Below are 12,758 nucleotides of genomic sequence, written 5' to 3' on the forward strand. Positions count from 1 at the left end.
AACTTAACTAGAAAAAATGTAAGATATAAATTATTAAGTAAATATATTAATATTATTCCAGTTATTATTAATATCTTACATATTCATTAAGAGGAATGATACATATGAATTCAGACAAAGAAGTAGAAATTCTAGAACTTTTACTATCGTTTGGGAGCTTAGCAGCTGTCCTAATTATTTGGGTATTATTGAAGCATTACCATGTACCAATGAGGGGATTACCTTTCTTTACGATAAATAAATAGTTAAGGCTTAAACCTTTGGGAATGAATGCTCTCAAAGGTTTTTTAATTTCCTTATATCATAAGTTGATATAAAACGCATACCAGGAACATTCATCTAAGCTAATTTTATTTATCCATTATGATGATCCTATAATGGATATTTGATGAGATTAAAATTAATTATTTCAGGAAGAGGAATATTTGTGAAACGTAATCAATTGTTATTTTTATCATTAATAAGTAGTTTACTAGTTATTTTAACGTCTTTTTTTCAATGGGATTTAGTTGATCTTATAACGGAATTTTTAATGCTGCCCATTTGGCTAGGTGTATATGCATCTTTTATCTTTGTAACTGGGTGGACCCTGGTTCATCTTTTTAAATATAAGTATTGGCAACCTTTGATTATTCAGCTTATAACTATTTTAATATGGTTTTTCTTTCCGTTTAATCAAGTTAATTTAGATATGAACTTCAAAGTCCATCTAGATAAAAGAGAAGAGGTTGCAACTAAAGTAGAGAATGGCATCATAAAACCTAATGTATCTGATAATCCATCACTTATTCACTTATCTAAGGAATATAATCGGTTGTCTAAAGGTGGGGGGGGACATTATGCTAGAAGGGAAAGGAAAGGCAAAATCAATCCTGTTCTTTACATATCGTGGGATGCTAGACAACTTTTCGGGATTTGTATATGACCCAAACGACCAGAGACCTCTAAAAAGCGACTTCGATGGAGATTTTAAACAAATAGAAAAGGTACATAAAAACTGGTATTATGTATCATCTTATTAAAGAAAAGGATTATAAGCATGAAGTGGACAAAGGTAAAAAGAAATATCGAAGATTTAATTTGCGATAAATTAAAAGATAGATTGAGTATTCATTTGACCCATTATAATGTTAATTTTGGGGAGCAAAAACGTATTTGGGTTACGTTAGACAAAAAAGAAATTTTTAATGCTTCTTCAGCTCACTATGTAATGGAGCATGACAAGCTTTGGATAGAAATAAAGGAGAGAACAGATAAATCTTTTCCAGGCTGTTTATATGAGTGTTTTCCAGAATTTATTGGGAACGTAGATGATGGAGAATACTCTACTATCATCCTGGAATACAAAGGTATTTTTAATGTTGATCTTGTTTACGATGCTTTTATTCAGTATCCTCACTTCTCAATAGAAAATGCATTAAATTCTAAGGATAATATAATTCAGGCTCTTTCATTATTAGATAAAAGGCTAGGTAAAAGAAAGCTGGAGGCAATAGGTTCCAGCCTTATTTTGCATCCTTTAATTAGGAAGTTTTATGAATTAAGGTGTGAGGTCGAAGGGATTACGCCGTATAAAAACCGATTAAATACATAGAAAATTAAAAAGGCTATCTTAGAGCCTTCTTTGGTAGTAATCAAGTGTATCGTCCGTAAAAGTATACCTTTACGAACTTTTCTTTTTCGTAAGAAATCTATCATCTTTATCGTTTGCTTAAGTTATAAAAACAATTACGAACGTCTTCTGGAATCCATGCACTTTTACGAACGTTTTTAGTAATAAAAAAGGATTCATACCGGTTAATCGATATGAATCCTTTTGAAACATAGTTATATACCAATAGGTATTTCTTATAATAAAATTAATCCACCTATTATAAGAACAGCACCAAGCATAATACGGAACCCAGAAGACGACACTGGATCAGTAACTATATCGGATGCTACTGCTAAAAAAACTAAAGTTTTTTTAGTCTTTCCTTTTGTGTTTTTATCTTTTACGATGATTAAAATTCCCGAGATTAATAGATACAAACCAACTAGTAAAACTAATATAGGTATAAAAATTATTTCCACCTGCTCTTATGTATTATAGTGTATTTATTTTCTATGCTTTTTATAACGTACATAGCTCCTTGTGTATGTATAAATAAACCATTAGAAAACATTCAATATTGCTCCAATAATAATTGCTATTAAAAAATATATCAGGAGACTAAATGATATTAAATATTCCCTAGTTTCTCTGTTATATCTCCACTCCATAAAGATTCGGAAACTTAAATAACATAAACAGAAAATAATTAACATGACCCACATAGGAACCTGTTCAAAAGCAATAAAGAGTATAATAAAAACAATATAAAAACTTTTTTCTACCCATTTATGCCACTTGTTTACATAATTTTTTTCAGCGTCGTGGTCATCTTTAACATTTAATTTTATAGCAAGATACTTTGTAATAAGAGATGCTACTAACAATAATAGTAAGAGGTATAAAATGTTTTTAGCAATAATATTCAACTCCTATTTAAAATACATTTAATAAAGTGCCAACTCCTATAGAAGCTAAATAAAAGAAAAAGAAAATAACGGCTAAAAGGTGTTCCCTCGTTTCTCTTGCAAATTTCCATTCCATTAAATCGCTCATATCCGTATTTCGTGTCACGACATGAAGAGATTCGTGATTTAGTCGTTTTTTCACCAAGGGGAATCCAGTTTGTCTATAAAAGTCATAATAATGGTTAGTTTCACCAAGACTCCAATTAGAATAGCCAATAATAAGTTTTTGTGTAGAATTAGGTGAACTAAGATAGTAATAGTCAACTTTATTATTATAAAAGAATATAAACCACCCAACGATTGCTATAGGTACAATAAAGAATGGCCCAATTACACCCCAGAAGACTTTAGACTCCTTTGTTTTGCTAACAGTTATAAGGACTATGTATAGATAGATAAAGTGCAGGACAAAAATCAAAAGATATATTGAAACCCTTAAAGAGAAAACGTATAGGCTCTTTAATGCTAAAAGATAAAAGAATAAATCTATAGTAAGAAGGATGATAGCTGACATTTTCAATATACTCTTATTACTTTTATATTTCATTCACTATAAATCCTCCTCCTTTTAATCTAGAAATGTTAAATATCGCTGCTATTAATATCAAGTGAGTAGCAACGAGGTATATAATTTTGGACCTTTCCAGGTGTGTTAAATAGATTATTCTTACTGAATATAGTAAATCCAACCTCTTCCACATCCACAAATGTATCTACTTTATCTATATCGACATTTTTAAATTCTATAGGTTTATTCCATTGTCTCAAAGGAATTAAATCCTGCTCTACAATACCTTCTCCGTAGAAAATGAATATACTCAGTCCATTATTAACTAATACCTCTGCTAACCCACTAACAACATCCAATTTTTCTACAGAATCAACTTTAACAATAGCACTATCCGATGAAAACTCATAAAAAGGAACTTGATTTTCAATTAAAGTCTCTTTTTCATATCCAAATATCATTGACTCTAAAACAAAGAAAACTGGTAGACGGAACATTTTTTGAACTAAGGAAGTAATCAGATCATGCGTGATCTCACTAATCCCTACAGTAATAGATACAAAATTATCCTTTGGAAAGTCAAAGTTATTAATTATACTTTGGTCTGAATATTGCACAAAATATTCTTTTTTCAACTTCTAGCCTCCTTTAGTATTTAACCCTTTTAAACTCTTACTTTTACGTTATACATCCATTGACCCTTTTAATGTACCAATAAACTCTTTGTAAGTGATAGCAATAATCGGGAAAACTTTAGATTTCATCCTTGAATAAAGAACATTTGTTCGTATATAATAAAGAGAACAAACGTTCTTTATTTTAAGGAGTTCTTTCAATGGATTATGGGAAGCTACCAAACAGAGTGATTATTTGCATAGACATGAAATCGTTTTTTGCTTCGGTTTCTTCTGTCATACGGGGCTTAAATCCATTGAAAACAAGGCTTGCGGTGGTAGGAGATGTCAAGCGATCGGGATCAGTTGTGTTGGCTGCCACACCCTTACTAAAGAAAGAAGGGATCAAAACGGGAAGTCGCCTTTTCGACATTCCTAAAAGGAAAGATATCCATGTGGTGAATCCATCCATGGAGAGATATATCAAGGCTTCGAACTATATTTCAAGTTTGGTGTTACAGTATGTGGCTCCTGAAGATTTTCATGCGTATAGCATTGATGAGTTATTTATTGATGCGACAGCTTCTTTGCATTTATTTGCTAAAACACCAGAAGAACTGGCCCATAAAATCATCAACGAGATTTATCGCAAGACACGGCTGACAGCTACCGCAGGTATCGGTCCGAATCTCTTACTGGCGAAGGTGAGCTTAGATCATGAAGCCAAGAACAGCCCAACAGGAGTTGCCTATTGGCGATATGAGGATATTCCCTTTAAGTTGTGGTCCATTCATCCGATGAAGGATTTCTGGGGGATTTCGTCTGCTACGGAAAGACGCTTACACCGGTTAGGCATTCACTCCATAAAAGAACTCGCTCTTTCTTCAAAAGAGATGTTACAACAGGAATTTGGCATACTAGGCGAAGAGTTGCACCAACATGCGAATGGTATTGATTACAGTCGCATTTCTGATGTGTACATTCCTAGCTCTCGTTCCTTTGGAAAGAGTCAAATTCTATTCCGTGATTATACAAACCGAAAAGAAGTGGAGTTATTGCTGTTGGAGCTATTGGACGATGTCTGTTTTCGTTTGCGGATGCATCAAGTGGTGGCTCAAACGATTCATTTATCCATTGGCTACAGCAAGCAAACAAGCGGAGGGTTCTCAAGACAAAAGAAAATGGGGCGAGCTTCGAACTTAAGCGAAGATATCTTTCCGTATTGTTTAACCATTTTACATACCTATGATAGTGGCATGCCGATTCGCTCCATTGGCATTTCATTATCCAACACGAGCATTCAAGAAGAGGAGCAAATGAGCTTATTTGAGGATATTGATCAGCGGGAAAGAGCCTATGCACTTGCAAAAACGATTGATGACATTCGTCTTCGTTATGGAAAGAATAGCGTTCTACGGGCCTCAAGCTATCTCGAGCATTCAACAGCTCGTTATCGAAACGGCCTTCTAGGAGGTCATAAAGCATAAAGGAGGAAGCTGCTATGCAGAACAGAGGAATGAAAAAATGGCGACCGTTCGCCACTATGCCAGAGCAATACAAAGGGTTACAGGAAATGATAAAAAAACAAGCAGAAATACCTCGACCTTTTTTAACAGAAGATCAAATGGAACAGATTAATTTCACTTTGATCGAAGCGCTTCATACACATAAAAAAGTGTACCTTACGTATTACAAGCATGGGCAGTGTATAACGGAAACAGGAGTTATTCAGTTTGTTGATTCTCTTGGAGGATTATTTGTTTTTATCGATGAGGGGGATCAACAGACGAATAAAATGAGGTTAAGCGAGCTAATTGATGTTCGTTTCATATAGTAGAAAGTAATAAAACAGTTTATTTACATAAGATTTCCATACATAATTAGTATAAGCTTAAAAAGTACAGGATGATTTTTCATAGATTCATTTAATGATGTTATATAAGGGGGAGTCCAGTATGAAGCAGGCTTGGCATGAGTTTGAACAGTGGTTGAAAATAAATCAACCAGAAGCAGTAGGAACGCTTAACAAAGCAGCTACTGAATCAGAAATTGCAGCGGTTGAACAAAAGATGGGACTAACCTTTCCACAAAACCTTAAAGATTGGTTAATGATACATAATGGACAGCGTGATGAATACATAGCGGTTATTGAAAATTATACTCTATTACCTTTAGAGGAGATTCTGTATACGTGGCAAACATTAAAAGAGCTTTTAGACGGAGGAGAATTTGAAGATTTTCCAGAAGTAGAACCTGTTGGACCAGTGAAAAAAGAACTTTGGTGGAACCCACGTTGGATTTCGATTGCCACGAATGGGGGAGGAGATGATATTTGTATAGATTTGGATCCTGATGAAGGAGGAAAAGTCGGCCAAATTATCACCTTTTGGCACGATTGGGAACAGCGTGAAGTAATAGCAGACAGCTTAGAAGAATGGATAATGGCCACGATAAATCATACAGATCATTAAAGGGGAGAAGCAAATGATAAAACCTGATATAGAAAGAATTTATAAAATCCTTAAAGAGCTTCCAGGTACGTCGGTGAACGTAGAATTTGAAGATGAAGTTGGAGAAATTCTTTCTACTCCTTATTATATCTACCTTAAAAGTGAGTTTTTAGATGGACAATTAGGTTACAGAGAAGATTTAGAAGCAAATTCCCTTATAGGAAATCAAGAAGGAGATTGGCAAGAAAACTGGTTTGTCATAGGGTATGATGAAGAAATAGGCGGTGACCCGCTCTTTATCGATATAGCGAATGAAGATTATCCAGTTTTTACAGCTGAACATGGCATGGGCGAATGGGACGCTTTAGAAATGTATGATTCTCTAAAAGAGTTTGTAGAAGATGTTACTTAATTATGGCTTCGTTAAAAGATTTTGATAGGAGTACGGTCAGGAGAGGACAGGACAGCTAGTAGTTTAATATCTACCTAGCTGTCCTCTTTTTTTAGTACCTATTAAACTTAGAAAGAATGTAGAGAAAGGCAGGTCCTTATGGTAGGAATCGATTTCTATATCGTTAATAATAAGAAAGAAGCAGCTTCTTCTACTAAATGTGTAAAATTTGAGGAAAGAGTACACGACTATCTATTAGCAAGAGAATTCAGGGATTCATTTGGATTATTGACAGGGTTAGATCAATATGGTGACAAGTTGTTTTCTGTACAAGAAATCAATCAATTAATAAAAGTATGTGAAGCATTAAAGACTACCTGTCGACAGCCAACGGAAATAGATCTGAAAACAAAAACATTTGCTGAAGCATTAAAGGGTCTTTGCTTAGAAGCACTGAAGCTAAATAAATTAGTATTTGCAGCTGGTGATTAATGTAGAATTAAATGAAATCTATGTTGTGGTTTCATCGCTTCAATAATATGAATGAATAAATTCAAAGGGGAAACGTCTTGAAAAAAACAGTTCTAAATAAAAATAAAACACTTATAGAGTTAGGGGATGAGTTTCTAGTCGTTTGTCCACATTGTGCTTCTTGTGCAAGCGTCATAGCTTTAGATAATCCGAGTCCCTATGTCGCTAACGTCAGAAGAAGGTTTGTTTGTACTGCTTGCGGAGCAACAAAAGACAAAGTTATAAAAGCGAACGGTTATGGAAAAGCAAGAGTCTCGTATGAACCTAAAGCTAATTATGAAGTAATCTTAATTGGAGACCCCTGTGATTGGTATTTTCAACTTCCGCTCTACTTACAAATCGAATGCAGTGGAAACACCTTATGGGGATTAAACCTAGAACATTTAAATTATATCGAAAACTATATAGAAGCTGAACTCAGGGAATCACATCCCTATTATTTAAGTGTCGAGAGTCGACTTCCAAAGTGGATGAAGCTTGCTAAAGACAGGAGTGAAGTATTAAGAGCCATTAAGAAACTAAAGGTGAAATTAAATGAGAAGAGCTAGGGTACAATGTCCTCGATCAGGATTGAGGGTTAGGTGTCAGAAAGGTGTAGAACCAGCAGTTAGACAGTCTTGCTTAAACTTTGCAGTCTGGTTACGTTCAACGATAGAATTTCCTGTAAGAGTTGTTGTGTATTTAAAAAAGGATTATCAAATTAAAAATAAATATTCTAAAGAGCTAGTAAGCGCTACTTTCTTTGCACCATATGATAAAGCGATAGAACCTTATATACGAATTGCTACTGGTGACTATGAAGAATTAGTATCGGAAAGGGGAGAAATTGATGCTCTTTGGGCTATACTCCGCAGTATGGCTCACGAGATTGTTCATTACCAACAATGGATAGAAGAGAAAGAATTTGATGAGACAGAAGCAGAAACTAAAGGTGAAGAATTATTAGATGCTTTTGCTGATTCGTTATAATTGGACATATATCTTTCTAATCAGCTTATAAATTAAGCTACAGAATTCTGCAACTGAAGGTAACTTCTAAATAGCCTAAATATGGGAAGTGAAGACTATGTATCAAACTATAAAGATTAATAATTTGATTTTAGAAATTGATGTTGAAGAAACACCAAAACAGTATTTAAAGAAGTGGGATTTGTGCGATTGTCTATATTGTCTAAACTTCTATGAAGCTATGAAGTCACGACCGAAGATAGAGCTTCAGTTTTTTTACCAACTAGGTATTAATCCTTCTCAATGTAATCACTTATCACATTTTGATCCTCAAGAAAATGGACTACACTTCTATATTGGCTGCTATCATCTTGTAGGTAAGGTATCTCATCAAACACCTCTTGAAATTATAAATTCAGATGATGCAATCGAAATAAGTAATAATCTACATATTGGCTTTTCCAACGATTTGGAATTTGTCCCTGGCGGATTTACCAGACCCGTACTTCAACTTAATTTTGAGATAGAAGTTCCTTGGGTCCTGGCTGAAGAACCAGATTAACGTTTTTTTATAACCTAACTACCGCCTTAAAATCCATTTTCAAAACATTAAGGATAGGAAAGCTAGAAGCAAAAGCAGAAGAGAAAACTCTAATGACAAGGAGTTTTCTCTTTTTATCTGTATCTTTTAAATCTAAAACTCGCTATATAAGCTATTATTAACGAAATAACAGCGGCTATAACAATCTTTATATCAGAAAGCTCTAAGGCCCACGGACCATATTTATGGGAATTCAAACGATACATAGACCACCACTGGCCGTTTTCACCTCCAAAGAATGAGACGATAATCCATAGAAGAAATAAGACTAAAAACCATGAAAAAAAGATAATATAATTAATCATCAGTTTTATATCCGCCATAAGCATCATCGTTATCGTACCATTCACAATCCTGAGGGTTGTTTGGATCTAATATAATTGTGCCATCTTTATCACTCTCCATTTTACGTGGCGGTTTTTTCTTAAGCTCTTCACTTAATTTTGCCCGTAACTCTTCGATAGACAACTTTTTTAGTTTTTGTTCGCGACTTGGCATATAAGCACCACTCTCGTTAACGATTTTTCTAAGAAATATACATCTTATGAATTTACTCTAGTTTATTTAATTTCTTTACCTCATTTAAAAATTCTTCATCTGAAAGTTGACCGGTTACCTTTTGTTGAATTAGTCTTTTTTCCGAATCAGAAAGGTACAAGCCCTCTACCGCAAAACTTGCTTTTGTATTGTTTATAGCTTTTTCTATAGCTTTTTCTATAGCTTTTTCATTCTCTCACATATTACCAACCAACCTTTCATCTTCAACAGTAACCTAAGGTAAATTTTTAAAAAGAATGCGATAAATTATTTTTAGAGGCTTTATAAATTTACGATATGTGCAAATTCTTTTTTTACCTGTATTTACACTACAAAAATGATATTTATAGACTTAATCTTTATTAGCTAAAATCCTTCTTTTATTTACAATTATGGTGGAAAACGGTAGATTATTAGTATACATCTCCATAATTATACTTCATGAAAATAGTTTGTATTAACACATGAACCTTTATATTTAACAAGTGAACATCTAAATACAACAGCTAGAAGACATTTAATTAATTATATGTTTATTCGTTGTAAGCTGAATGTGCAAATTCTTTACAATAAAGAGGGTTGATAATATGACAAATACACAAAATATATTAAAGGCATGGCATTTTGCTGAAAATTTAAGCCCTGGGGTTGTTCCTCCAGTACCGGGTATCAAATTAGGGAAGCGTATAAAAACATTTGGTCAACCACGGGTTCGTAAAGTAAACATAAAAGAAGAGTTATGGAAAGAAGTGGAGTTAACTAACCCAGCAAAGGATAGTCTAGTTTTTACATACTATCTAGATTGTTATGTGCAAAACGACCTTGTTCAATTTCTAAGACAGCACTTTGGAATTTCAGATGAAATTATTAATGCTAAGTGGAATAAAAATTTCAGTTTAACTTTTTCATTAAATGAAAACGGTCAATATATTGAAGAGTCGCTGTTTATTCCGCCGCTTCACTTAATCACAACAGAAATGGTGAAGAACGGAGGCTATAACATTGAACAGTTTTCAGAACAATACGTATTAATGACGAAGGAATGGGAGGAGTTTGCTAATTCTGTATTTATAGATGGAGTGAATGAATCAGCAATTCTTCAGCTTCTAACAAAATACGATGAAACATTTCATCGTTTTGCAAAACGATCAGTTCAATATGCAGAGAATTATATTGAAATTTCTATTTTGAAGAAAGAGGACTCCTTAGAATCCAAAAACTTCACAAGTTTCTATATGAACGATTTAGAACTTATTTTAGGTGACAAACCAAATGAAACGTTGAAAAACTTTTTAGAAGGCTGCAAATTAGCTCTTGATATTAACGAAAATCGTGCTGCCATTGAGAATGCTCTTGATCCAAAAAACTTGCCCGCTGGGCGATGGCCTTCAACAAATGAATATCGTTTATCATTAATGCAGCAAGTAGCTGTAAACCAAGTGCTTAATGAAAATGAAAGAATAAATTCAGTAAATGGGCCTCCAGGAACAGGGAAAACAACATTATTAAAGGATATTTTTGCACAAATTATTGTTAATCGCGCTACTGAAATGGCAAAGTTTTCTGACCCTAAACAAGCATTTGAAGGAAATCAACTTTTTTTAAAGGAATCATTAACAAAATTTAAAATGGTTATTGCTTCAAGTAACAATGGAGCGGTTGAAAATATTTCTAAAGACCTACCAAAATTAAAAGAGTTAAAATTAAAAGATGAAAACCAAAATGATAATAGCTATCTAACAGAAATTAAAGAGCTAGCATTTTTTGAAGAACTCTCAAAACAATTAGTTCTTGGTCCTTATGAAGCCCAGAAATCAGAAGATACTATTTTTGCACCAATATCGGTAGCACTTGGAAAGAAAAGCAATCAAACCCAAGCAGCAGATGTACTAAAAGTTGATACGATAATAAATTTACTAGATAAAGAAGTTCAAAATCTAACTCCTTCGTCTTGGTCGGATGCAGTAACAGAGTTTACAAGTTTATATAAAGAAATTGAGCATGACAAACAAGCTTTACACACATACATTGAGATATTAAAACAGAGCCCGGACGTTGTAGAAGACATAGACTTGGAGATATGTAAGTATACAAAAATGATACAGGAAATCAAACATCCCCTTGGTACTATATATGGTGATATAGAAGTAAAAGAAGAAGAACTAAAAAAGCTACCAAAGCCTAATTTTCTGACAAGGTTATTTAATAAAGAAGATACTCAAACAAAGAACCTTAAACAAGATGTAAAAGATTTAAGAGCATTAAAAGATCAAAGCTTATCAAGGCTTAAAACCTTAGAAGCGGAATTGAATTCTCTTAAACAGAAAAAACAGCATTTTTTAATGTTACAGCAGTCCTTTAAAAAAGAAAGATTAGAGCTTTCCATTGATGCACATTGGGCACAAACTGATGAAGCATATGAAAAACGTCAAAAGGATATTATTTGGCAGACGGACTCATTAAATTTCAAACGGGGCTTGTTATTTATAAAGGCCTTACAGCTTCACAAGCTTTTTCTTATCTACAATAGACAAGCTTTAGAGCGCCCTCTTCAGCTTTTTGCTAATCGTAGCGAAGTTGACTTAAATACCAGTGAAGGTATTCGCGAAACTGAAAACATGTGGGATGTAATACATCTTATAACGCCCATCATCAGTACAACATTTGCCAGCTTTTCTCAAATGTACAAAGGAATTAAAAAAGATTTTATCTCTTATTTATTCATTGATGAAGCTGGCCAAGCTTCTCCACAGCAAGCTGCAGGTGCATTATGGCGTTCTAAACGTTCAATAATTGTAGGAGATCCTATTCAGATTGAGCCCGTTGTTACTCTCGATGATACCATTTTAAACGATATCCGCAGGCGCTTTAAAATAGGCGAGCAATATATCGGTCCAGAAGCTTCGGTACAGGGACTAGCAGACTTAGCAAATCCTATAGGAACGTATACTGGCAATAATAAGCGAATTGGTATACCACTCTGGGTTCACCGTCGCTGCGCCAATCCCATGTTTTCTATTTCAAATGAAATTGCATATGACAATAAAATGGTTTTAGCTATGGATTCTGATCAAAGCGCTGGTGTTTGGTACGACTGTCATGGTGGAGCCATAAATAAACATTATGTAAAAGAACAAGGTCAATTCGTCTTAGAAAAAATCAAACAACACTTTCAGCGCCTTCAGGAATCAGAGAAAAAGGCCGAGTTCCCAAATGTTTTTATTATTACACCTTTTACGAAAGTGAAAACAGAAATTACTAAGTTATTAAAATCTAAGTTGAAAGAAGAATGGATGCATATGGACGAGCGTAAGCTAAATAGGTGGATTGTAAATTCTGTTGGAACAGTTCATACTTTTCAAGGGAAAGAAGCAGATATTGTATATTTTGTTGTCGGAACAGATAAACAATCAGACACTGCAGCGGACTGGTCGTGTTCAAAACCAAATCTACTGAATGTAGCGGTATCGCGTGCTAAAATTGAATTTTATTTAGTGGGTGATTTTAAACGTTTAAGTGCTAAGAGAAATTATAAGGAATTTGCAAAGCACTTAGAGGTTGTAGAACAAGTTAGCCATATCTAATAGATCTATGATACTGTTTCAAAAACCTAAATCAC

16 protein-coding genes are annotated in these 12,758 nt (G+C 33.9%); 12 read left to right on the forward strand and 4 right to left on the reverse strand.

The window, feature by feature from the left end; genetic code table 11:
• The first annotated feature begins 104 nt into the window (after positions 1 to 104).
• From U9R83_RS08950 to U9R83_RS08960, 3 genes are all read left to right on the forward strand, one after another.
• Complete coding sequence (locus U9R83_RS08950) at positions 105 to 245, forward strand: hypothetical protein (RefSeq protein ID WP_179863812.1); 141 nt, start codon at positions 105 to 107, stop codon at positions 243 to 245.
• 182 nt (positions 246 to 427) lie between these two features.
• Positions 428 to 925 carry a hypothetical protein gene (locus U9R83_RS08955; protein ID WP_243550611.1) on the forward strand — a complete coding sequence of 166 codons (498 nt, stop codon included), beginning with the start codon at positions 428 to 430 and terminating at the stop codon, positions 923 to 925.
• A gap of 114 nt (positions 926 to 1,039) precedes the next feature.
• A complete protein-coding gene (locus tag U9R83_RS08960; protein WP_243550614.1) occupies positions 1,040 to 1,594 on the forward strand; it encodes an SF0329 family protein in 555 nt (184 codons plus the stop codon).
• A 560-nt stretch (positions 1,595 to 2,154) separates the two neighbouring features.
• Here U9R83_RS08960 and U9R83_RS27680 read toward each other — a convergent pair.
• Genes U9R83_RS27680 through U9R83_RS08970 form a run of 3 tightly spaced genes read right to left on the reverse strand, consistent with a single transcriptional unit; the run spans position 2,155 to position 3,702 of the window.
• On the reverse strand, positions 2,155 to 2,520 hold the full coding sequence (locus U9R83_RS27680) for a DUF4181 domain-containing protein (protein ID WP_394804560.1): 366 nt from the start codon (positions 2,518 to 2,520) through the stop codon (positions 2,155 to 2,157).
• A gap of 7 nt (positions 2,521 to 2,527) precedes the next feature.
• Positions 2,528 to 3,106, reverse strand: coding sequence for a hypothetical protein (locus U9R83_RS08965; RefSeq protein WP_243549111.1), 579 nt, complete (start codon positions 3,104 to 3,106; stop codon positions 2,528 to 2,530).
• Between the two features lie 35 nt (positions 3,107 to 3,141).
• On the reverse strand, positions 3,142 to 3,702 hold the full coding sequence (locus U9R83_RS08970) for a hypothetical protein (protein ID WP_243549113.1): 561 nt from the start codon (positions 3,700 to 3,702) through the stop codon (positions 3,142 to 3,144).
• Positions 3,703 to 3,902: 200 nt separating this feature from the next.
• On the opposite strand from U9R83_RS08970, the gene U9R83_RS08975 reads away from it, so the two are divergent.
• The 8 genes from U9R83_RS08975 (at position 3,903) to U9R83_RS09010 (ending at position 8,563) form a co-directional block, all read left to right on the forward strand.
• A complete protein-coding gene (locus tag U9R83_RS08975; RefSeq protein WP_243549115.1) occupies positions 3,903 to 5,168 on the forward strand; it encodes a Y-family DNA polymerase in 1,266 nt (421 codons plus the stop codon).
• A gap of 14 nt (positions 5,169 to 5,182) precedes the next feature.
• Positions 5,183 to 5,515 (forward strand): YolD-like family protein, encoded by a 333-nt coding sequence (locus U9R83_RS08980; protein ID WP_243549117.1) that lies wholly within the window; start codon positions 5,183 to 5,185, stop codon positions 5,513 to 5,515.
• A gap of 121 nt (positions 5,516 to 5,636) precedes the next feature.
• On the forward strand, positions 5,637 to 6,152 hold the full coding sequence (locus U9R83_RS08985; protein WP_115653616.1) for an SMI1/KNR4 family protein: 516 nt from the start codon (positions 5,637 to 5,639) through the stop codon (positions 6,150 to 6,152).
• 13 nt (positions 6,153 to 6,165) lie between these two features.
• Positions 6,166 to 6,543, forward strand: a complete 378-nt coding sequence (locus U9R83_RS08990; RefSeq protein ID WP_243549119.1) for an SMI1/KNR4 family protein — start codon at positions 6,166 to 6,168, stop codon at positions 6,541 to 6,543.
• Positions 6,544 to 6,681: 138 nt separating this feature from the next.
• On the forward strand, positions 6,682 to 7,014 hold the full coding sequence (locus tag U9R83_RS08995) for a hypothetical protein (RefSeq protein WP_217028180.1): 333 nt from the start codon (positions 6,682 to 6,684) through the stop codon (positions 7,012 to 7,014).
• Between the two features lie 77 nt (positions 7,015 to 7,091).
• Positions 7,092 to 7,601 (forward strand): hypothetical protein, encoded by a 510-nt coding sequence (locus U9R83_RS09000; RefSeq protein WP_243549122.1) that lies wholly within the window; start codon positions 7,092 to 7,094, stop codon positions 7,599 to 7,601.
• Between the two features lie 127 nt (positions 7,602 to 7,728).
• Entirely contained in the window at positions 7,729 to 8,022 is a 294-nt protein-coding gene (locus tag U9R83_RS09005) for a hypothetical protein (protein ID WP_328575200.1), read from the forward strand.
• Between the two features lie 97 nt (positions 8,023 to 8,119).
• Positions 8,120 to 8,563: a hypothetical protein gene (locus U9R83_RS09010; protein WP_243549124.1), complete on the forward strand. Its 444-nt coding sequence runs from the start codon at positions 8,120 to 8,122 to the stop codon at positions 8,561 to 8,563.
• Positions 8,564 to 8,899: 336 nt separating this feature from the next.
• On the opposite strand, the gene U9R83_RS09015 is transcribed toward U9R83_RS09010, so the two are convergent.
• Positions 8,900 to 9,100 carry a hypothetical protein gene (locus tag U9R83_RS09015; protein ID WP_014460585.1) on the reverse strand — a complete coding sequence of 67 codons (201 nt, stop codon included), beginning with the start codon at positions 9,098 to 9,100 and terminating at the stop codon, positions 8,900 to 8,902.
• 626 nt (positions 9,101 to 9,726) lie between these two features.
• Here U9R83_RS09015 and U9R83_RS09020 point away from each other — a divergent pair.
• A complete protein-coding gene (locus tag U9R83_RS09020; RefSeq protein WP_014460584.1) occupies positions 9,727 to 12,723 on the forward strand; it encodes a DEAD/DEAH box helicase in 2,997 nt (998 codons plus the stop codon).
• The last annotated feature ends 35 nt before the right edge of the window (positions 12,724 to 12,758 follow it).

The organism is Priestia sp. LL-8, from assembly GCF_036227845.1.
In the GTDB taxonomy this organism is placed as follows: Bacteria; Bacillota; Bacilli; order Bacillales; family Bacillaceae_H; genus Priestia; species Priestia zanthoxyli.

Bases quoted from the DNA above. Each gene is read 5' to 3' on its own strand.
- U9R83_RS08950 (WP_179863812.1), top strand. From the start codon at position 105: ATGAATTCAGACAAAGAAGTAGAAATTCTAGAACTTTTACTATCGTTT.
- U9R83_RS08960 (WP_243550614.1), top strand. From the start codon at position 1,040: ATGAAGTGGACAAAGGTAAAAAGAAATATCGAAGATTTAATTTGCGAT.
- U9R83_RS08965 (WP_243549111.1), bottom strand. From the start codon at position 3,106: ATGAAATATAAAAGTAATAAGAGTATATTGAAAATGTCAGCTATCATC.
- U9R83_RS08975 (WP_243549115.1), top strand. From the start codon at position 3,903: ATGGATTATGGGAAGCTACCAAACAGAGTGATTATTTGCATAGACATG.
- U9R83_RS08980 (WP_243549117.1), top strand. From the start codon at position 5,183: ATGCAGAACAGAGGAATGAAAAAATGGCGACCGTTCGCCACTATGCCA.
- U9R83_RS08985 (WP_115653616.1), top strand. From the start codon at position 5,637: ATGAAGCAGGCTTGGCATGAGTTTGAACAGTGGTTGAAAATAAATCAA.
- U9R83_RS08990 (WP_243549119.1), top strand. From the start codon at position 6,166: ATGATAAAACCTGATATAGAAAGAATTTATAAAATCCTTAAAGAGCTT.
- U9R83_RS08995 (WP_217028180.1), top strand. From the start codon at position 6,682: ATGGTAGGAATCGATTTCTATATCGTTAATAATAAGAAAGAAGCAGCT.
- U9R83_RS09010 (WP_243549124.1), top strand. From the start codon at position 8,120: ATGTATCAAACTATAAAGATTAATAATTTGATTTTAGAAATTGATGTT.
- U9R83_RS09015 (WP_014460585.1), bottom strand. From the start codon at position 9,100: ATGCCAAGTCGCGAACAAAAACTAAAAAAGTTGTCTATCGAAGAGTTA.
- U9R83_RS09020 (WP_014460584.1), top strand. From the start codon at position 9,727: ATGACAAATACACAAAATATATTAAAGGCATGGCATTTTGCTGAAAAT.